Source organism: Asticcacaulis excentricus (genome assembly GCF_003966695.1).
Lineage (GTDB): Bacteria > Pseudomonadota > Alphaproteobacteria > Caulobacterales > Caulobacteraceae > Asticcacaulis > Asticcacaulis excentricus_A.
Genome location: NZ_AP018828.1, coordinates 389986 through 409820 on the forward strand (window position 1 = coordinate 389986; position 19835 = coordinate 409820).

Consider the following 19835-nt stretch of genomic DNA (forward strand, 5'->3'; position numbering starts at 1 on the left):
TGAGGGGCGGGGCCGAGTGTGCATAAGGGAATGCAGAGACACATGTTTGGCATCAGCAAAAGAACGATGATCGTGGCTGCCGGGCTTGTGGGCGGCTTGATGGCTATGGCCTTCATCCCGATGAATTCACAGGCGGAAGACGTAAAGAAGGCCCCCCCGCGCTGCGTAAACGGGCCGGGGATCGACACGACCGTCCTCGATCAGGAGACGATACTGGCCGAAGGCGCCGGTCGCGGCGGGGTGCTGATCAAGGTCGATGGCTGTCGGCTGACGCCCTTTGATATTCTGGTGTTCGAATACCGCGGCTCGGTGCAGATTTGTGATCCGCTGGATGTGCAGCTTTCGGTGCGCCAGAGCGGGGTCGGGGGCTTCAAGACGCCCTGTTTTGTGCAGTCGGTGACACCGGTCAGCGCCGAAGAGGTCAAGACCCTGCGCAAGCAGAAGTATCAACGCACGGATCGTTAAATTTATAGGGGGGCTTATGTCTCGGAGTCTTGTTTTAAGCGCGGTTGTGGCGGGATTGTCGCTGGCGGGCAGCGCTCAGGCGGAAATCTCGTCGGTGACCGAAACCATAACGATCATCCCGCCACAGTCCTTTACGGGGGTCGTTGAGGTCATTGATAATGACCTGCTGATCAAATCGCTGGGCGGTACGCACCGCTTTACCGGGGCGAAGGCCTGTAAGGGTCTGGTCGATGCGCCCTTCGTACACGTTCACATGACGGAACAAAAGATTTCCATCGGATATGGCGGCAAGGCGCAGGTGGTTTACGGTAACAGCATGGCCAGAACCCGCACCTGCGAGGTGACCTATCAGGGACAATATAGCCCGCCGTCACTGCTCAAAGTGACTCCGCTGGAGCTCTAAATCATTATGATTTCTGGTAGAAACATAATGATCTAGCTTTGTTTTGCCCTCGCCGGGCGGTGGCTTCGCCACCTTGGCCGCCGCCTCAATGGCGGCTTGAGCGGAATGAGTCCACTAGAAATCATTCCGCTCAATCAAAAAGCCCGGAGCGATCCGGGCTTTTCTCATCAGTCATTGTCCATCTTGAGCGCGGCGATGAAGGCTTCCTGCGGGATTTCGACCTTGCCGAACTGCCGCATCTTCTTCTTGCCCTCTTTCTGCTTCTCCAGCAGCTTCTTCTTGCGCGTGGCGTCGCCGCCGTAGCACTTGGCCGTCACGTCCTTGCGCAGGGCGCGCACGGTTTCGCGCGCGATGATGCGCCCGCCGATGGCCGCCTGAATGGGGATGACGAACAGGTGCTGCGGGATGAGGTCCTTCATCTTTTCGCACATGCCCCGGCCGCGCTGTTCGGCGCGGTCACGGTGCACCAGCATGGACAGGGCGTCCACCGGCTCGGCATTGACGAGGATCGACATTTTCACGAGGTCGCCTTCGCGGTATTCCTCGATCGTATAGTCGAACGAGGCATAGCCCTTCGAGATCGACTTCAGACGGTCGTAGAAGTCGAACACCACCTCGTTCAGTGGCAGTTCATAGACGGCCATGGCGCGCGACCCGACATAGGAGAGGTCGGTCTGGATGCCGCGGCGGTCCTGACACAGCTTGATCACCGCGCCCAGATAGTCGTCCGGCGTGAAGATGGTCGCCTTGATCCACGGCTCCTCGATATGGTCGATCTTCACCGGGTCCGGCATGTCTGCCGGATTGTGCAGGTCGATCACATCGCCATTGTTCATATAGATCTTATAGACCACGCTCGGCGCGGTAGCGATCAGGTCGAGATTGAACTCGCGGCTCAGGCGCTCCTGAATGATTTCGAGGTGCAACAGCCCCAGGAAACCACAGCGGAAGCCGAAGCCCAGCGCCGCCGACGTCTCCATCTCATAGGAGAAGCTGGCGTCGTTCAGGCGCAGCTTACCCATGGCCGAGCGCAGGTCTTCGAAGTCCGCCGCATCGACCGGGAAGATGCCGCAGAAGACGACCGGCTGCACTTCCTTGAAGCCCGTCAGGGCCTGTGACGTCGGCTTGCGCTCATCGGTGATGGTGTCGCCGACGGCGGCGTCCTGCACTTCCTTAATCTGCGCCGTGAAGAAGCCGACCTCGCCGGGGCCCAGCGCCTCGACATCGGTGGCCTTGGGCTGAAACACACCCAGCTTGTCGATCTTGTAGGTGGCACCGGCGTTCATCAGCTTGATCTGCTGACCGGGCTTGAGGAAGCCGTCAAACACGCGCACCAGCACGACGACGCCCAGATAGGGGTCGTACCAGGCATCGACCAGCAACGCCTTCAGTGGGGCCGTGGGGTCGCCCTTGGGCGCGGGCAGCTTGGTGACAATGGCTTCCAGCACGTCCTCGATGCCGATGCCCGACTTGGCCGAAGCCAGCACGGCCTCGGAGGCGTCAATGCCGATCACGTCCTCGATCTGGGCGCGCACGCGCTCCGGCTCGGCGGCGGGCAGATCGACCTTGTTCAGAACGGGGACGATTTCGTGATTGTTGTCGATGGCCTGATAGACATTGGCGAGCGTCTGAGCCTCAACGCCCTGCGACGCATCGACCACCAGAATCGAGCCTTCGCAGGCCGCCAGCGACCGCGACACCTCATAGGCGAAATCGACGTGGCCCGGCGTGTCCATCAGGTTCAGGACGTAATCTTTTCCGTCCTTGGCCTTGTAATTCAGGCGCACGGTCTGCGCCTTGATGGTGATGCCGCGCTCGCGCTCGATCTCCATATTGTCGAGCACCTGCTCCTTCATCTCGCGCGCGGTGAGGCCGCCGGTGAACTGAATCAGGCGATCGGACAGGGTGGACTTGCCGTGGTCGATATGGGCGACGATGGAAAAGTTACGAATTTGGGACAGTTCGGTCATGCGGGGGCGATAGCATGATGCGCCCTTAAGGGGAAGGGGGCAGGGGAACGGCACCTGCACCCGGAAATTTATTCGTTTGGTACGCAAATAAAAGCGCTGCCCGGAAAGTGAGCCATAAGGCTACCTAAACAGCCGCAAATCCACCGCATCGCCCATCACCCTATAGCCCGCTATCGACGGGTGGATATGGTCGCCGGAATCGTAGTCGGGCTTGAGGCGCGTCGGGTCCGCCGGATCGGCCATCAGTTTGTCGAAGTCGATCACCGCATCGAATGCCCCTGACGTGCGTATCCAGCGATTGACCGCCTGACGGTCGGCTTCGTTCTGCGTATCGGGGTGGTAGAGCGAAAAGCCCATAAAGGGCAGGATGGTCGCGCCGATGACTTTGAGGCCGCGTTCCCGCGCCCGGCGGATCATCTGCTGATAGGCGGTGATCATGTCTTCGACCAACTGCGCATGGGCCGCAGCGCTCACCGGCGCATCCTTGGTCAGGGTGCCGAGGTCGTTGACCCCTTCGAGGATGACCAGATACTTTACCCCCGTCTGGCTCAGCACATCGCGTTCAAACCGCGCCATAGCATTGGGGCCTGAGCCGTCATTGAGGATGCGCCCACCGCCTATGCCGGCATTGAGCACCGACAAGTGCCGCGTGCGCGCATCGGCCTGAAGCCGCCGCGCCAGTTGATCGGTCCAGCGCGCATTCATCCCCGGCTTGACGCCATAGCCGTCAGTGATGGAGTCGCCAAGCGCCACAATCGACGCCGCGCCTTGCCGGGCCAAGACATCGACGCCCGAAATATGGAACCAGCGCTCCATAGTCTTCGCCCCGTCCAAAGACGCCTCCGCCACGCGGTTGCCTTTGGCGAAGTAGGAGACCATGCGCGCGCCGGGGTGGCTGGTCTGGGGCGAAGCGGCTTCGGGCAGGTACAGCGACAGGGTCAGGTCGGTGAAGGGTTTGACGGGCATGACCACAGGATCGGACACATACTCCGCTCCGGCGGGAATAGTGATCGCTGTGCGCCCGCCGAAGGTCAGGCCGCGCGCGTTGGTCGTGTCGATACGCGAGGTCATCTGATCCGCCGAAATTGCCGCATGGGCCGCGCCGATCTTCAGCGGCCTGGTGCCGAACACATTGGACAGCCGCACACGAAACTGCCGCCCGCCCTGCGTCAGACGCACGATCTGACGGATCGTCACGTCAGAAGCGATGTCCGGCGGCAGGGTGGTGTCGGGATTGGGGACCATCTGCGCCGAGGCCCAGGCCCCGACCCACACCGTACCCCCCGCCGCCGCAGAGGCCGGCAGGCTGACAAGCCCGGCACCGGCGGCGATCCCCCCCAGCAGGGCACGGCGGTCAATGGCGGTCATGTTTCGCTCCTGTAGCGTTTTTGTAGATTATGCGGCCATCATCACCGGCCTGAGCGGTGTGTCAATGCGCTGGGCGCGGTTTCTCACTTGAGGCGTTTCAAATGAAAAAGACGGCGCGATCCGATGATCCGCCGTCCTTTTTCATAGATTTTACAGTTCGGTTTACAGCACGCTGGCTGCGGCAATCAGGGCTGCCATAGGCAGGATACCGGCAAACAACAGGTTGCCAACCATACCGAACGTGTCGCTCAACTTGATCAGGGTCATCTGATACTCTCCTTGTGTTGACGAAGACTATATATGTTGCGACTGCGAAAAAGGTTAGGGGTCGATATGTCGCAGCCTCATCACATCCGGTAAGCAAACGCGGCGAAACCTGTTAAGCTTCGTGATCAGGTGCTCTATGTACACCTTGTCGTGAAAATGCCTATTGCCGCCCCACTGACGCCGTAATCCCGACACGACGGCGTGGTCAATGCGGCTATGACGAACGGGCAGGGCAAGGTGCGTAACCGCGCAGGACGGTGGGGCTGGGCGGTAGCGGTGGCTTTGGTCCTGCACGCGGTGGCTGGCTTTTTGGCGGTGTGGTTGACGCCCGCGCCCTCTGCGCCAGAGCCGCCGCCGGTAGAAGTCGAGCTGTGGCCCATGCCGGTTATGGATCGGCCCCAGTCGCAAGCCGAGGCTGCGCCCGCCCCGAAGCTGACCGAACCCACACCGCGCCGTTCTTTACCCGCACCTACGCAGCCTGCGCCGCGCCCGCCTGAGTCTCAGACCCCGCCATCGGTCATTGAAAGGCCATCCGCACCGCCCGCAGCCACCGAAACCGGCACCGGCGTTACACCGCGCGCCTATGCCGAAGGCGGCGACGCGGGACGGGCGGCGGCGACGCGCGCCCTGAACAAGCGGCAATTTTGCATCCAGCAGCGCAATGACGGCCGTCCGATGGACAAGGACTGCCCCGTCAGCGCTTCCAAAGAGGTCGTATTGCCGCTCAAACCGCCGGAAACCCGCCCCACCCAACTCTGTCTGGCGGCCCGCGAACGCGAATGGCAGAAGTACCGCGAAGGGCGCGGGGCCTATCCGGGCCTGCGCGATATGGTCTCCGGCAAGAAGAAGTGCCGTCAGGGCTGGGATGATTGAACTTGTCGTGTCAACACTATGAAATTGCGCATAGAATAAAAGACGGGGCTTTCCGGCCAAGGCAGGGCCTTCAAGGCTTCGCTGAGTGTAGCGTTAACCTCATTATTCACTCTGACCTCGGCCAGTCGCGCGTCAGGCAAACCGCCGTAGAAGCTGGAAATACTTACAACATCCTCGTTGAACGATATGCCTTCTACGAGCGCCTGAAGGGCAGGAAGAAATTCCAAGGGGACTGGGATTTTCTGACCATCTGTGGCGCGCTGAACGCAAGGGCTTATATAGGCGTTCCAGACTTCGCCCTTTACTGTCCAGATTTCTTCATCCACCTGATCACAGCACCTCTGGTTCCAAAAGGCAGCAAGGTAGACGTGTAGGCTTACGCCGCAAAAGTAGGCCAAAGCATTTCGTTTGGCTTCGGCATCGTCGCTTCCCGATCCGGGGTATCTCTCATAAATCGCCCGGTGGCGGTCAAGCCAAAGCTCTACGTCCAGACATTGTCTGATACCTTCTCCTTGGGGTTCAAAACGGGCTCGTATGGCGGGCCAGTCATCACTCGTAAAAACAAACCCATTATGAGTTGTGGCGGAGGCCATCCCGTGCGTTTCCAAGAGATCAACCAAGAAGGGCGTGGCTTCATCAAAGCCGCTATCACCGGGAACTTCGAGTGCTTTTTTGAGTGAAAACCCCCTCCGTAGCCAGTTCCACATATTTGCCCCCTTTGCTGATCTGATCGGCTTTTCGTCGTAATCCCGCCACGAGTTTATGTGCTTTGGAGAGATAAACCTCACCTTAAGCCCCCGGTAAGGATTTGGTCACGCCTTCAGGGTTAATAAAAGCCTTACACTTATTTTCGACGGAGTCTCTTGCGTCATGGAACGCCGCCATTTTCTGATGGGAGCCGCCGCTACGGCCGCCACCCCGCTGATCGCTTCGCCGCTTCAGGCCCTGGCCCAGACCGGAGCCTCCGCCTCGTCTTCCAGCGCCGCATCCGGTCGTGCCGAAGGCTATCAGCGCGATGAAATCCTGCGCGCCGGGTCCGACTTCCTCGGCGTGACGGTCGAGGCGCTGGGCGGAGCCATCGAAAAAATCTTCTCCGACTATGGCGATCGCCCGACCGCCTATATCGCCGGCGAAGAAGTGTCCGGCGCCATTGCCGTAGGTCTGCGCTATGGCAAGGGGCTGGTCCATATGAAGGCCTTGCCCAGCCCGCAGAAAATCTTCTGGCGCGGCCCGTCGGTCGGCTTTGATACCGGCGGCAATGCCTCGCGCGTCTTCTCGCTGGTCTATGGCCTTTATGATGTTGAAAAAATCTATCAGCGCTTCCCCGGCGTCGATGGCTCGGCCTATTTTATCGGTGGCCTCGGCGTCAATTATCAGCAGTCCGACGACACCATCGTGGCCCCGATCCGCGCCGGCGTCGGGTTCCGTCTGGGGGCCAATATCGGCTATCTGGCCTATTCCAAGACGCGCAAGTGGTTCCCGGCCTAAGCCTCATTTCCCACTGTTGCGAAAAATCCCCGTCACAAAACGGCGACACGGCTGACATGGCTGTGTCGCCGTTTGGTTAAGCGGGTGTCATCATGGCCGCGTAGCAGCCTTCCCCAGTGGCGTCGTGTGGACGCCCATCGGGGATTTGAGTATGAAAACCTATCTGCAAGCCGGGACTGCCCTGGCTCTTCTGTTTGCTGCCGCGCCGGTTCTGGCGGCGGAAGCGCCCAAGGCGGAGGCCGCCGCGGCTCCGGCCGAAGAGATCACCGAAGTCATCGTCTATGGTCAGGGTCAGAGCCGTCAGCTCCAGACGCTGAAGGGCAGCGAACTGTCGCTCGAAGCCGCCGGCACCTCGCCGCTGAAGGCTATCGACAAGCTGCCGGGCGTGTCCTTCCAGTCGGCTGACGCCTTCGGGGCCTATGAATGGTCCACCCGCATCACCCTGCGCGGCTTCAACCAGAACCAGCTCGGCTTTACGCTGGATGGCGTGCCGCTGGGCGACATGTCTTATGGCAACCACAACGGCCTGCACGTTTCGCGTGCCATCATCTCCGAAGACGTGGCCCGTGTGGACCTGATGCAGGGCGCCGGTGCGCTTTCGACCGCCTCGACCTCCAACCTCGGCGGCACGCTGCAATTCTTCTCGCGCGACCCGGCCAAGGACATGGGCGGCGAACTGGCCGGCACGGTCGGTTCGGACTCGATGCACCGCCTCTATGGCCGCTTTGAAACCGGCACGCTCGACAACCTCGGTGGCCTGCGCGCCTTCGTGTCGGTCGCCGATCAGAAGTCTGACAAGTGGAAGGGCGGCGGCGAGCAGAAGCAGCAGCAGATCAGCGCCAAGGCCGTGCTGCCGCTGGGCGAAGGCGAGCTGACCGGCTTCATCAACCACTCCGAACGCCGCGAGCAGGACTATCAGGACATGTCGTTCGAAATGATCGGACGTCTGGGCCGCGACTGGGATAACTTCCAGCCGAATTACGCCGCCGCCATCGGCGTCGGTTCTGTCCTCAACAATCCGGCCCTCTACGCTTCGGGTCAGCTTGACCCCAATTCGGGCTACTGGACCGGCAAGGGCGTCAACCCCTACGCCGCCTATGGTGTGGCCAACCCGGACGACGCCTACTATTACGGCGCGGGCGTGCGCGATGACGACCTGATGGCGCTGAGCTATGAGACCCCGATCAACGACATGATCAAGGTATCGGGCACCCTCTACAACCACCAGAACAAGGGTCAGGGCCTGTGGGTCACCCCTTATACGATCTCGCCGAACTACGGCGTGGCCAGCGCGACCACCAATAATGCGCCGCTGTCGATCCGCACCACGGAATACGACATCGACCGTACCGGTGCCTTCGGCGCGGTGAATTTCGACCTCGGCGCGCATCAGGTGACCGCCGGTCTGTGGATCGAAGACAACGACTTCAATCAGGCCCGTCGCTTCTATGGCGAAACCCTGAAGACCCCGTCGCGCGATTCGCTGGGCTTCCAGTCGAACCCCTTCAAGACCTCGTGGGAATACAGGTTCAACACCAAGACCACGGTCGGTTACGTTCAGGACGTGTGGACCCTCAGCGAGCGCCTGAAGCTGAACTACGGCTTCAAGGCGATGAAGGTGGAAAACTCGGTCTCGACCGTCACGGGCAACGCCCTGTCGGGCAAGATCAAGTCGGACGACAGCTTCCTGCCGCAGGCCGGTATCGTCTTCAAGGCCCTGCCGGAAGTCGAACTGTTCGGCTCCTACTCGGAAAACATGGCCGCCTACGTGTCGGCGGCGACGTCGGGCCCCTTCGGCTCGCAGTCGCAGGCCATCGTCAACTTCGTCAGCCAGAAGCTGAAGCCGGAAAGCTCGAAGACGTTTGAAGGCGGCCTGCGCCTGAACCTCAGCAACTTCCGCGGCGTCGCCGCCATCTATCACGTCGATTTCTCGGACCGTCTGCTGGCCATCCAGCAGGGCGCTTCAATCCTCGGCAACGCTTCGGTCCTGTCGAACGTCGGTTCGGTGAAGACCAACGGCGTCGAACTGGGCGGCACCTGGCGCTTCACCGACAGCCTGCGTCTGTCGTCGTCCTACAGCTATAACGACTCCAAGTACGCCGATAACTACACCAGCAACGGCGTAACCTATCAGACCAAGGACAAGACCGTCGTCAATACGCCGAAGCACATGCTGAGCGCTGACCTGAGCTACGACAATGGTACGCTGTTCGCTACGGCGGGTGCCAAGTACACGGGTGACCGTTACTACACCTACGAAAACATCGGCGGTAAGGTCGAAGGCTTTACCACGGTCGATGCGACGCTGGGCTACCGCTTCCCGGCCGATATCGACGTGCAACTGAACGTCACCAACCTGACCGACGAAAACTACATCTCGACGGTCGGTTCGGGCGGCTTCGTCAACCGCGACACCGCGGGCACGACCATGACCCTGCTGCCAGGCGCGCCGCGTCAGGCCTTCGTCACGGTTCGTAAGCGTTTCTAAATTTGGAAGACCTCCGGGCCTCTGCTGCGGCCCGGATACACACTGCCGCTCCGGTGACCCCACCGGAGCGGTTTTTTTATAGGGAAAGAATCCGGCGCGTCTCGGCGCTCTGGCGGCCCAGATCGAGCAGCCGCATGACGCGGAGCGCCTCTGCGGCGGCGACGGGCAGGGGGCCGGTGCCGCGAATGGCCTGTGCCACGCCCTCATAAAAGGCCGGATAGCGCCCCGGTAAAGTCGGCTGCGCCAGCGGGGGCAGGGGATCAGCACCCGACACGGGCGTCAGTACGCCGTCGCGGTCCAAGCCCCAGCCTGCGCCACCGACCGGCTGTCCGGCCTTTAGCGCCTCTTCCTGCGTATCGAGGCCGTATTTAACGTAGCTGCCCAGCCGGCCGTGAATTTCAAAGCGCGGTCCCGGCGCGGGCGTCAGGGCGCTGGCCTGCAAACGCACGCGGCGCGCACCGTAAAACAGGGTGGCGTGGAAATAGTCATCGACAACCGAGCCGTCGCGCTGTTGCGCCAGATCGAGCGCAATGGCGTCGGGCGCGCCAAACAGGCACAGGGCCTGATCGACCAGATGCGCCCCCAGATCGTACCACAGGCCCGACCCCGGCAAGGCCTGCTCCCGCCAGCGGTTGCGCAAGGCCGGGCGAAAGCGGTCAAAGCGCGAGATAAACAGGCTGATCTCGCCCAGGGCCCCCGTTTCGATCAGGTGCGTCACGGTCAGAAAATCGCCGTCCCAGCGGCGGTTATGAAAGACGGTCGCCAGCCGGTTGGCCGCAGTCGCCGCCGCCAGCACGGTTTCGGCCTCTGCGGTGGTGAGGGCAAAGGGTTTGTCGATAACGACGTGCTTGCCCGCTTTGAGCGCCGCGATGGCCTGCGGGGCGTGCAGATCATTGGGCGTGGCCACGACCATCAGCTCGATCGCCGGGTCGGCCAGAGCGGCCTCGAAATCACAGACGGTCACACCCGCCAGATCGGCCTGCACCTCAGCGGGGCGCGACGACACGACGGTGGTGAGTCTAAGGCCTGCCGCCGCCCGGATCAGCGGCGCATGGAAGGTCTTTCCGGCATAACCATCGCCCACCAATGCCGTCTGTACCGGAGCGCTCATCGTCTCACCAACTGTAGTTAAAACTGATGCTTATGCGGATGTCTTCAGACAGGTTGATCGGCACTTCGTGGCGCAGCCAGCTTTCCCACATCAGGATTGTGCCGGGCTTTGGCGCCTCATAGACGAAGGGCTGATGCTCGCGCTTGGCGCCTTCCTTGCGCGGCGGCGAATTCATAAAGCTGGTCAGGCGCGGGTCTTCGAATTTGAGCGCGCTGGCCCCGTCGGGCACGCTGACGTAGAAGGTGCCGGAAATCAGGCTATGCGGGTGGATGTGGTTCGAATGGTGCCCCATGGGCTCCAGAATATTGATCCACATATTGTCGAGCTTCAGCGCCCCGGCGGGCAGGTCGTATTCCAGAATCTCGACGAAGCGCGCGGCGTGGGCGTCGGTATGCGCCTTGAGGTCTTCAAAGGCGCTGGCCAGCAGGGGCAGGTTGTTCAACGACCCGTAGGAGGTGTAGCCGAGATACCCCTTTTGCTGCGACCAGTTTTGCCCGGCCTCGTCCTCATCGGCGAAGGCGCGACAGGTGTCGTCGATCTCCTCCAGATAGGCCGCGAAATCCGGCATGTCCGACAGGTCGGCCCGGTAGATTTCAGTGGTGAACAAGGGCGTGACGGTGGAGGCGTAGGGCTGGCTCATGCTGCCTTTTCGCCCAAAGGGACGCGCGCGGCAAGCCTATTCGAAGACGCTGAGGTCGGGCGCGGCCTTTTGTCCCGGCGGCGGGCCGTAACGGTTGGGCCCCTTGGTGCCGGGGATGACGGAGAGGATCAGGATAAGGGCTCTATTTAGCCAATGAATGATATTGCCGGCCGTCCCTATCACACGGGCGATGTGTTCGTAATCTGGATTAATACCGGTGCCGTCTGGCGAAACGATAGGGACCGCGAAGGGAAGCGCACCGGAAAGGCCAGAGATGAGGAAGGAGAGCAGGAAAAAAGCCGCTGGCCACGTCTGACTATTCATATCCTTAAGGCGTCGAACTGATAGAGCGTAGCTGGACCATATCCACAAGACGTACAGCAGCCCGGGGACGCTGATAACCGGGCTAGCGATAGAAATGGGGGTATTCATCATTACCGGCAACAGAAAAGAAGAGGCGGCAAACCAAGCCAGCGATGTCGATACCATAAACAGCGCATAGGGCAGGCGCGCGGTACGCCCTTTGGTGGACAGAAGAAAACGCCACATAAAAATCCCCCCGGTGGTTATGACAGGTAACCTATCACTCACCGGGGGGCGTTGTCATGCGTTCAGAGCAAATCCTATTCCAGCACAAACTCGGCATTGAGCGTCATGGCGGTCGAAACCTCGCCGCTGGCAATGGCCGTATCGGATTCGGCCTTAAAGGCCATGGCGCGGACCATCGGCATGGTCGGAGGCTCCGACATGGCGGCGTTTTCGTTCAGCGACTTGATGCGCTTCACCGTCTTGCCCAGAGATTTGGCATAAAGCTCGGCACGCGCCATCAGCGTCTTGGTCGCCTCGATGCGCGCCTTGTCCTCGGCGGCCGACGGGTCTTTCAGACCGAAGGAGATGCCGTCGATCTGGTTGATACCGGCCTTGACCACCGCGTCGATGGCACCGCCCAGCTTTTTGACCTCTTCCACGCGCACGCTGATGCGGTTGCTGGCCTGATAGCCGCGCAAGGTCGGCGTGCCGCCGTTTTGCGGATAATCATAGACGGCGTTGAGGCTGAGGCCCGTTGTTTGCACGTTTTTGTCGGCAATGCCCTGCGCCTTTACGGCGGCGAAGACGCTGTTCATCTTCTGGGCGTTGAGCTTCATGGCCTCTTCGGCGGTTTTGGCCTCGGTGACCACGCCAAAGGTGATGAAGGCGACGTCCGGCGTCGAGCGCACCTCGGCCGTTTCCGACAGGGTGAGCAGGGTGCCCATTTGATGAGGCGCCATGTGTTCGGCCTTGGGCGCATCAGGGGTTTGGGCCATCACCGGCGCGGCGGCGGTCATCAGGGCGAGGGCGGCGGCGGAAACCGCGAACATCCGTTTCATAGGTGTCTCTCTTCTTTCAAAATCTGTCTGGCGCTCCGGCGTGGCCTTTTTGAGTCCCGGCGGGGGCGTCACGGGGCGGAGAATGCCCCGCCTGTGTGTCAATAATCCATGTGCGCGTGTGAATGACGCATGAACCGGACTGACGATCTGGCGTCAGCTTAGTCGCTACCGTGTCTGCATGTTGAAAATCCCGGCAGAGGGCTTTAAATCCGGGCGCGAGCGTGTTAGGCACGCAGCCCCTGCCTCTGGTGCGGGCGTGTAGCTCAATGGTTAGAGCCGACCGCTCATAACGGTCTGGTTGGGGGTTCGAGTCCCTCCGCGCCTACCAAATTCCCAAAAAGATATTGTTTTTGCATTCTTTTTTGATCGCCGAAGTGAGTTAGACACTTGGGTTAGACACTTTTTCGTCTGAGCTTCGCGTGTGCGGACCTTTTTCATAGCCTCTTTCGTCATGTTTTTCTGGTTCGCTCCTGCGGTGTAAAGCGCGGCTTCTGTGATCGACGATAGGCCTAAGACCGCCATTATTTCTTTCTCAGAGCCCCCGGCCTTGGCCAGACGAGAGCCCGCCAGTTTGCGAAGGAACTGTGTCGCCGCCATCTTGCCCGCCTTTTGATGCAACTCGACTCAGGCGAACTTTGGCATTCGGCCGATGGCGATAAGAGCGTACCGTCAAAAGCCCGGACTAAGCACCTGGTTATGAATGACGATTGGAGAAATTGTGTCGTTATGGACACAATTCTTTCATCTTTGAACGCAAACGCGCAGGTTTATGTCTTTGCGCTTTTTTTTTGTGAAAACGACGCTAGGTATGCTTCAGGCCATAGATGACTGCGGTTATGAGTGACACCGGTGTCAAAAGGCTAAGCGAAAATTAGGTCACCTAAGTGGCCCGCCAAAAAACAGGGATTCAAATATGACACATCAGACACCCAAGGGGCGCATTGCGTCTTCGACCCTTCGCAAGACCGTCTCTGTTTCGGCTGTGGCCACGGCCCTGCTGCTGAGTGCGGCTGCTCAGGCGCAGGAGGCGAGCCCGGGTGCCGAGGAGCCGACCACGGTTATCGTGACGGGGTATCGCGCCAGTCTGCAAAGCGCGCTGACGACCAAGCGCAAGGCCGACGTGATGATGGATGCCATCAATGCCGAGGACATTGCCGACTTCCCCGATGCCAACCTGGCCGAGTCTCTGCAACGCATCCCCGGTATCTCGATCGACCGCGACAATGGCGAAGGCCGCACGATCACCGTGCGCGGTCTGGGGGCTGACTTTACGCGCGTGCGTATCAACGGCCTCGAAGCCCTGTCCACGGCTGGGGCCAATGACGCCGGTTCCAACCCCAACCGCTCGCGGGCGTTTGACTTCAACACCTTTGCGTCTGAACTGTTCAACAGCCTGCGTGTGCGCAAAAGCTCGTCGGCCGAAACCGATGAAGGCTCGCTGGGCGCAACGGTGGACCTGATCACCGGCCGTCCGTTCGACTACAAGAAGGATCAGTACGCCTTTTCGATTCAGGACGCCTATTATGACAATGGCGGTTTCCACAATCCGCGCGTCACAGGGCTGATCTCGAAGCGCTGGGCCGATGGCAAGCTGGGCTTCCTCGCTTCGGTCGCCTATTCCGAGCGTGACTCTGAAAACGATCAGTACCGCCGCGGTATCGGTCAGTCGGAATATCTGTATCGGAACGCCACGTGGCTGACCAATGAAATACCGATGCGGGCGGGCTTCTCTGCGCCCGCAGGCACGACCTTCCCGGCGACCAGCCTTCCCAATGGGGGCCTGTGCCCTGGTACGACGACGCCAGTGCGTCCGGCGGGCTTTACCTGTCCGTTGCCTATATCGAACACCAACTATGCCAATGCGGTCACGGGGTCCGATCAGACCGCTTACGATTTGCTGCATAATCCGCTCAATGCATCTCTGGTCCGTATCCCAGCCTTGGGCTCTATTGAACAGCAGGACCTGCATCAGGAACGTCTGGGCATAACCGCTTCGTTCCAGATGCAGCCGAATCCCAATACACGCGTCTCTATCGACGGTTTGTATTCCAAGTTCCGTAACGAGAGCACCATCTATCAGGTGTCATCGGTGGGTCTGAACCGCGATAATACCAATGCGGGTTACGGCACTGCGGTGAACGATGCCGCAAGAGCAGCCACGAGCAATACGGGCACCAATCCCGGTACGGCTCTGAGCCTTGCCAACCGCCGGGCGCTTTATCCCGGCACCTGTACACAGCAGGATGCCACAGACGTGCGCGCGGCTATCGACTGTGGTCAGACCCTGAATGGTACGACGCTCGTTTCGGGTACCGCCTTCTCGTACAATCCGAACAACCTCGACCCCTACGATTACTACAATGCAGAGTTCGTCAATGGTACGCGGAATCCGGGTTATGTGGCGTCTGCCGATCTGCTGGGCTTCCGTGACCGGCTGATCGGGCGTCAGGCCACTGACGTGCTGGCGGCCAATGTTTCGAATGGCGTGGCAGACTATCTGGTGCTGCGTAACGTCGATTGGCGCTCAGGCGCTGACCGCAATTTCTATACCACGGAATTCAAACAGCTTTCGTTCAACCTGAATCAGAAGTTCACCGATCGCCTGACGGGGGATTTCACCCTTGGCGCGTCGGAGTCCTACAACGAAAACCAGGGTCTGCTGGTCGAATTCAACCGCATGGACTCGCCCGAAAGTTTCGTGTTTGACGAACGCGGCGGCGGCGAGATGCCGGTGTTTAACCTCGGTTTCAACGCGGCTGATCCCGCCAACTGGGGCATGGTCAAGGGCTTCTCGGCCATCCGCCACTTCCAGCGGTTCGTGACCAACAAATACGCCGGCGCCAAGGCCGATTTCGGCTATGAGTTGAACGAAAATCTGTCGCTCAAGTTCGGCGTCACCTCGCGCAAGTACGACTTCCAGACCAACCTGCTGGAGCGTGAAAACGACCTGCTCAACCCGACCGAAAAGGAAGCCAAGGTTTCTGTGGCGTCTCTCGGTCGCGTGGTTCAGTTCGGGCAGGGGCTGGATGTGCCGGGCGGTACGACGACCTCCTTCTTCGCCCCGTCCATCGAAGGCTTCAATTCGGTCTTCGACTTCACCTGTAACTGTATCAACAAGTGGGGCGACTGGCGCATTCACGGCAAGCGCAATGGCGGCCGCGAAAACTTCAAGGTGCAGGAGCGCAGCGAAGGCGGCTATCTGCAACTCAACTTCGACTATGACGTGCTGGGCGGTAACGTCTTCGGTAATATCGGCGTGCGTCAGGTCAAGACGGACCTGACTTCCTACGGCAACACTTCGGGTGGGCGTCCAATCACTGGGCGCAATGAATATACCGACACCCTGCCGGCGTTTAACGTGGCCTGGCAGGTCGTCCCGAACGTTTATCTGCGCGCCGCCGCGGCCAAGGTGATGGCGCGCCCGCTTCTGGGCAATCTGTCGCCGTCCATCACCGCGATCAGCATTCCCACGACCGGTGGTACGACGGGTGCGACCCTGACCATCGGTAACCCGAAGCTGCAACCCTTCCGCGGTAAGACCTACGACCTGTCAGCAGAATGGTACTTCGCCAAGGGTGGGCTGCTGTCGATGGCGGTATTCAAAAAGGACATCGCTTCCTATCCGCAGACGGTTCTGTTCTCGGCTCCGCTGTCGAACTTCCTGTCGGCGGAGGATCTGGCGACCCTGAAGCTTCAGTTCAATACCGGGTCGGTCGCCGACAATGCGCGTCTGGCCTATATCGACGCCAATGGCGAAGCGACCGCGCGTCAGTTCCGCGATGCGCCCGGTGGCACGCTGGAAGGCTGGGAATTCAGCTATCAGCAGGATTTCACCTTCCTGCCGTGGATTCTCAAAAACACCGGTGTGCAGTTCAACATGACGCACATCGACTCCAAGCTGACCTATATTCTGGACCCCGGCACCGCGACCGTGGCCCCGACCTTTGGTAACGGCCCGTGGCTGGGGGCGTCGCCCGACGCCATCAACCTGACGCTCTACTACGAAGCGGATATGTTCAGCGCCCGCGTCTCGATGGCCAAGCGCGAAGGCTATTACACCACCTATCCGTTGGCCGCGGGTTCGTGTTCGCCGGGCCTGAACATTACGGACGGCACCCCCTGTAACTCGCCGCTGATCAACGATTTCGCTGGCTCTTTGCCGACACAAAACGTTGACTTCTCGATGAGCTACAAGCCGACCAAGCGTCTGACCATCACGCTTGAGGGTCTGAACATGACCAATGAAACGACCAACCGTTTCGGTTATGGCGCCACCAGCCAGACCGTGGTCAGCCAGTACGGCTCGACCGGCCGTCAACTGACGCTGGGCGTGCGGTACAAGTACTAGATCCGGGTGCTATCCCTGTTCGCAGGGATCGCTCTGTTCAGGCTCAGGCGACGCGCTGCTGCGTTTGTAAATATGGGTGCCGTTTACACTCCCTGTGGCGGCACCTTTCAACTGACATCTGAGGGAAGCCTGAGCCCCCTCCTTTGTACAGGGCAGGTGTAAGATAAGCTTATCGCCTGCCCTTTTTTTGTCTCTGGTTTCAATATCCTTGAACGGGATGCCAGAGCGGGATGATCTTAAATCGAAGCGTCATCCCACCCTAAATTTTTGTTTTATTGCGATATTTTGTCGAAAACCGCTCACAATTTTCGACATATCGCTCTAAGGTGGTGTGGACCAACAGACGTCAACCCTGTTTGGCAAAGCCGTAAGGGTGAGGTGGGGCGTAAAGACTCCGCTGCGCAAATCAAACGAGTGCCCTGGAGGCTTCGGCCATGTCCCTGTCGAGCGGGAAGGAAAGTGAAAATGATCAGTACCCGGCGTAACACAATGAAGGCTCTTGGCCTTGGCGCGTTTCTGTTCGGTGCCCCCGGTGCGCTGGCCGCTGGCCCAAAGTCGAGACCTGCGACATGGCCCAAGGGCATTGAGGGCCAGCGCCAGCCGGATTTGGGTGACGGCACCTTCCTCAATCCGATCATGGCCGGTGACCATCCCGATCCGTCCATCCTCAAGGACGGTGACGATTACTATATGACGTTTTCGACCTTCGATGCCTATCCGGGTCTGGTGATCTGGCATTCGAAGGACCTCGTCAACTGGCGGCCCATCGGTCCGGCCCTGACCCGCAATATCGGCTCGGTCTGGGCCCCGGAACTCTGCAAGCACAAGGGGCGTTATTATCTCTATATCCCGACCAAAAAGACCTCGGCACCGGGTTCAAAGACCACTTCGTGGGTGATCTGGGCCGATCGTATCGAAGGGCCGTGGTCCGAGCCGATCGACCTCGATCTGCCGCGCCACATCGACCCCGGCCACGCGGTGGGCGAAGACGGTTCGCGCTGGCTGTTCCTGTCGGGCGGTGACCGCGTGCGCCTGTCGGACGATGGTCTGTCGAAGGCGGGTGAGGTCGAGCACGTCTATGATCCGTGGCGCTATCCGTCCGACTGGATCGTTGAAGGCTTTGCCCCGGAAGGGCCAAAGATCACGCGGCACGGTCAATACTACTACATGATCCTCGCCATTGGAGGCACAGCGGGCCCGCCGACGGGTCATATGGTCATTGCGGCGCGCTCGAAGTCGATCCACGGACCGTGGGAACACCACCCGCGCAATCCGCTGGTACGCACGACCTCGGTCGAGGAAAAGTGGTGGTCGCGCGGCCATGCTACGCTGGTCGAAGGGCCGGCGGGCGACTGGTGGGGCGTTTATCACGGCTATGAAAACGGCTTCTGGACGCTGGGGCGGCAGACGCTTCTGGCCCCGGTGACGTGGTCAAAGGACGGCTGGTTTGATTTTGGCGGCGGTGATCTGTCGCAGCCTATAAAGAAGCCCAAGGGTGGCAAACCGCATGGCTTTCAGCCGCCGCACGGGTTTGCCCTGTCGGACGACTTCACGACCGATAAGTACGGCATCCAGTGGAACTTCTTTAATCCGTCGCCGGACGAGAAAAGCCGCATCCGCCGTGAAAATGGCGTGCTGCACCTCACGGCGTCGGGTGAAGCGCCCAGCTCCGGCGCGCCACTGATCACCATAGTCGGTGATCCGGCCTATGAGATCGAGATGGATATCGAGATCGACGAGGGCGTGCGTGCGGGGCTGCTGCTGTTCTATGACACCAAACTCTATTGCGGTCTGGGCTTTGATGGCAAAAACTTCGTTACGCATCAGTACGGTATCGAGCGCGGGCGTCCGGCCAATCCGCACGGCCGCCGGATGTTCATGCGCCTGCGCAACGACCGGCATATTGTGACCTTTGACACCTCGTCTGATGGTCAGACCTGGCGACGCTTTGACCGTGGCATGGAGGTGTCGGGCTATCACCACAATGTGCGCGGCGGCTTCCTGATGCTCAAACCCGGCTTCTATGCCGCCGGACAGGGCGAGGCACGCTTTCGCAACTTCCGCTACCGGGCGCTTTAACGCCGGGAGAAGAAAAAAATCTCATGAGAGAAATGCTCACCATAACTGTGCCTGCCTCCGGTATGAAAAAGTCCATTGCCTTTGGCTCAGCGATGCTCGCGCTCAGCCTGTTAGCCGCGCCGGCCCTTTCGCAGACCACACCCAATCTGTCGCCACAGGACATTGAAGCCCGTGCCCAGATCAAGAAGATCAATGCCAAAAAGGTCATTCTGGTCGGCGATTCCACTACGGCGGTTCTGGGGGGCTGGGGGCCCAGTTTTTGCGGCCATCACCTAAGCTCATTCGTGGCCTGTATAAACCTGGCCAGAGGCGGGCGTTCGACCTTCAACTATATTGCCGAAGGCTCTTGGGATATTGCTCTGTCTGAAATGAAAAGTGGCGGGTTTTCAAAAACCTACGTCCTCATTCAGTTTGGCCATAATGATCAACCGGGTAAACCCGGCCGTTCCACAGACCTCGAAAACGAATTTCCGCAGCTTCTGAAGCGCTACGTCAATGAAGCCCGTGCGGTCGGGGCTATACCGGTGCTGGTGACGCCCCTGACGCGTCGCGGGTTCAAAAATGGCGTGTTGGAGACCGATCTGGCTCCGTGGGCCGCCGCCACGCGCAAGGTGGCGGCGGAACTGAACGTACCCCTTGTGGACCTTTACGCGCGCTCACAGAGCGAGGTTCAGGCAATGGGCCCCGTGGCGGCTATGCGATTTGCGCAAAAGCCGCCCAGCCCGGAAGTACTGGAAGCGGGCAAAACGGGGACGACGATTTCCGGGGCCACAGGCGTGCCCGTGGCACCGGCGCAGACCCCGCTTACCGAAGAGCAGATACGCAATGCCCAAGAGCCTCTGGGGCAGGCCAAGCTGAGTTTCGATTACACGCATCTGGGCAGAGAGGGTGCGGACTTTTTTTCCAAAATCGTTGCCTATGAGCTGGCGCGTGCGGTTCCGGAACTGAAACGGGACCTCATTCCTTGA

Annotated in this window: 15 protein-coding genes and 1 tRNA gene; 9 read left to right on the forward strand and 7 right to left on the reverse strand. The window is 60.2% G+C overall.

What is annotated here, in order from left to right; all coding sequences use genetic code 11:
* Positions 1 to 72: 72 nt before the first annotated feature.
* Positions 73 to 465 (forward strand): hypothetical protein, encoded by a 393-nt coding sequence (locus tag EM6_RS12895; RefSeq protein WP_126423572.1) that lies wholly within the window; start codon positions 73 to 75, stop codon positions 463 to 465.
* A gap of 16 nt (positions 466 to 481) precedes the next feature.
* A complete protein-coding gene (locus EM6_RS12900) occupies positions 482 to 868 on the forward strand; it encodes a hypothetical protein (protein ID WP_126423573.1) in 387 nt (128 codons plus the stop codon).
* 167 nt (positions 869 to 1035) lie between these two features.
* Here EM6_RS12900 and lepA read toward each other — a convergent pair whose 3' ends face one another.
* Positions 1036 to 2838: a translation elongation factor 4 gene (gene lepA / locus EM6_RS12905; protein WP_126423574.1), complete on the reverse strand. Its 1803-nt coding sequence runs from the start codon at positions 2836 to 2838 to the stop codon at positions 1036 to 1038.
* A 120-nt stretch (positions 2839 to 2958) separates the two neighbouring features.
* On the reverse strand, positions 2959 to 4206 hold the full coding sequence (locus tag EM6_RS12910) for an SGNH/GDSL hydrolase family protein (RefSeq protein ID WP_126423575.1): 1248 nt from the start codon (positions 4204 to 4206) through the stop codon (positions 2959 to 2961).
* 483 nt (positions 4207 to 4689) lie between these two features.
* Here EM6_RS12910 and EM6_RS12915 point away from each other — a divergent pair, with 483 nt between their 5' ends.
* Positions 4690 to 5346: a hypothetical protein gene (locus EM6_RS12915; RefSeq protein WP_126423576.1), complete on the forward strand. Its 657-nt coding sequence runs from the start codon at positions 4690 to 4692 to the stop codon at positions 5344 to 5346.
* On the opposite strand, the gene EM6_RS12920 is transcribed toward EM6_RS12915, so the two are convergent.
* A complete protein-coding gene (locus EM6_RS12920; RefSeq protein ID WP_126423577.1) occupies positions 5328 to 6053 on the reverse strand; it encodes a DUF6348 family protein in 726 nt (241 codons plus the stop codon). The two genes, EM6_RS12915 and EM6_RS12920, sit on opposite strands and share 19 nt — an antisense overlap.
* Positions 6054 to 6216: 163 nt before the next feature.
* On the opposite strand from EM6_RS12920, the gene EM6_RS12925 reads away from it, so the two are divergent.
* Both EM6_RS12925 and EM6_RS12930 read left to right on the forward strand, forming a co-directional pair.
* A complete protein-coding gene (locus tag EM6_RS12925) occupies positions 6217 to 6834 on the forward strand; it encodes a DUF1134 domain-containing protein (RefSeq protein ID WP_126423578.1) in 618 nt (205 codons plus the stop codon).
* A gap of 151 nt (positions 6835 to 6985) precedes the next feature.
* Positions 6986 to 9322 carry a TonB-dependent receptor gene (locus EM6_RS12930; protein ID WP_126423579.1) on the forward strand — a complete coding sequence of 779 codons (2337 nt, stop codon included), beginning with the start codon at positions 6986 to 6988 and terminating at the stop codon, positions 9320 to 9322.
* Positions 9323 to 9398: 76 nt separating this feature from the next.
* Here the strand turns inward: EM6_RS12930 and EM6_RS12935 are convergent, their stop codons facing one another.
* The 4 genes from EM6_RS12935 to EM6_RS12950 all read right to left on the reverse strand — a co-directional run bounded on the left by EM6_RS12935 (position 9399) and on the right by EM6_RS12950 (position 12440).
* Positions 9399 to 10433: an oxidoreductase gene (locus EM6_RS12935; protein WP_126423580.1), complete on the reverse strand. Its 1035-nt coding sequence runs from the start codon at positions 10431 to 10433 to the stop codon at positions 9399 to 9401.
* 4 nt (positions 10434 to 10437) lie between these two features.
* Positions 10438 to 11073 (reverse strand): TIGR02466 family protein, encoded by a 636-nt coding sequence (locus EM6_RS12940; protein ID WP_126423581.1) that lies wholly within the window; start codon positions 11071 to 11073, stop codon positions 10438 to 10440.
* 36 nt (positions 11074 to 11109) lie between these two features.
* Positions 11110 to 11622, reverse strand: a complete 513-nt coding sequence (locus EM6_RS12945) for a DUF805 domain-containing protein (RefSeq protein WP_126423582.1) — start codon at positions 11620 to 11622, stop codon at positions 11110 to 11112.
* Between the two features lie 74 nt (positions 11623 to 11696).
* A complete protein-coding gene (locus EM6_RS12950) occupies positions 11697 to 12440 on the reverse strand; it encodes an SIMPL domain-containing protein (RefSeq protein WP_126423583.1) in 744 nt (247 codons plus the stop codon).
* A gap of 252 nt (positions 12441 to 12692) precedes the next feature.
* Here EM6_RS12950 and EM6_RS12955 point away from each other — a divergent pair.
* The 4 genes from EM6_RS12955 (at position 12693) to EM6_RS12970 (ending at position 19835) form a co-directional block, all read left to right on the forward strand.
* Positions 12693 to 12768: transfer RNA gene (locus tag EM6_RS12955), tRNA-Ile, on the forward strand.
* A 585-nt stretch (positions 12769 to 13353) separates the two neighbouring features.
* On the forward strand, positions 13354 to 16788 hold the full coding sequence (locus EM6_RS12960) for a TonB-dependent receptor domain-containing protein (RefSeq protein WP_126423584.1): 3435 nt from the start codon (positions 13354 to 13356) through the stop codon (positions 16786 to 16788).
* 465 nt (positions 16789 to 17253) lie between these two features.
* On the forward strand, positions 17254 to 18867 hold the full coding sequence (locus EM6_RS12965; protein ID WP_126423585.1) for a family 43 glycosylhydrolase: 1614 nt from the start codon (positions 17254 to 17256) through the stop codon (positions 18865 to 18867).
* A gap of 62 nt (positions 18868 to 18929) precedes the next feature.
* The gene (locus EM6_RS12970) at positions 18930 to 19835 is read left to right on the forward strand and encodes a rhamnogalacturonan acetylesterase (protein WP_172961260.1); all 906 of its coding nucleotides are present in this window, start codon (positions 18930 to 18932) and stop codon (positions 19833 to 19835) included.

Excerpts from the sequence above, each read along its gene's own strand:
- EM6_RS12965 (WP_126423585.1), top strand. The coding sequence starts at position 17,254 with ATGATCAGTACCCGGCGTAACACAATGAAGGCTCTTGGCCTTGGCGCG.
- EM6_RS12935 (WP_126423580.1), bottom strand. The coding sequence starts at position 10,433 with ATGAGCGCTCCGGTACAGACGGCATTGGTGGGCGATGGTTATGCCGGA.
- lepA (WP_126423574.1), bottom strand. The coding sequence starts at position 2,838 with ATGACCGAACTGTCCCAAATTCGTAACTTTTCCATCGTCGCCCATATC.
- EM6_RS12940 (WP_126423581.1), bottom strand. The coding sequence starts at position 11,073 with ATGAGCCAGCCCTACGCCTCCACCGTCACGCCCTTGTTCACCACTGAA.
- EM6_RS12910 (WP_126423575.1), bottom strand. The coding sequence starts at position 4,206 with ATGACCGCCATTGACCGCCGTGCCCTGCTGGGGGGGATCGCCGCCGGT.
- EM6_RS12945 (WP_126423582.1), bottom strand. The coding sequence starts at position 11,622 with ATGTGGCGTTTTCTTCTGTCCACCAAAGGGCGTACCGCGCGCCTGCCC.
- EM6_RS12915 (WP_126423576.1), top strand. The coding sequence starts at position 4,690 with ATGACGAACGGGCAGGGCAAGGTGCGTAACCGCGCAGGACGGTGGGGC.
- EM6_RS12930 (WP_126423579.1), top strand. The coding sequence starts at position 6,986 with ATGAAAACCTATCTGCAAGCCGGGACTGCCCTGGCTCTTCTGTTTGCT.
- EM6_RS12920 (WP_126423577.1), bottom strand. The coding sequence starts at position 6,053 with ATGTGGAACTGGCTACGGAGGGGGTTTTCACTCAAAAAAGCACTCGAA.
- EM6_RS12970 (WP_172961260.1), top strand. The coding sequence starts at position 18,930 with ATGAAAAAGTCCATTGCCTTTGGCTCAGCGATGCTCGCGCTCAGCCTG.
- EM6_RS12900 (WP_126423573.1), top strand. The coding sequence starts at position 482 with ATGTCTCGGAGTCTTGTTTTAAGCGCGGTTGTGGCGGGATTGTCGCTG.
- EM6_RS12950 (WP_126423583.1), bottom strand. The coding sequence starts at position 12,440 with ATGAAACGGATGTTCGCGGTTTCCGCCGCCGCCCTCGCCCTGATGACC.
- EM6_RS12925 (WP_126423578.1), top strand. The coding sequence starts at position 6,217 with ATGGAACGCCGCCATTTTCTGATGGGAGCCGCCGCTACGGCCGCCACC.
- EM6_RS12960 (WP_126423584.1), top strand. The coding sequence starts at position 13,354 with ATGACACATCAGACACCCAAGGGGCGCATTGCGTCTTCGACCCTTCGC.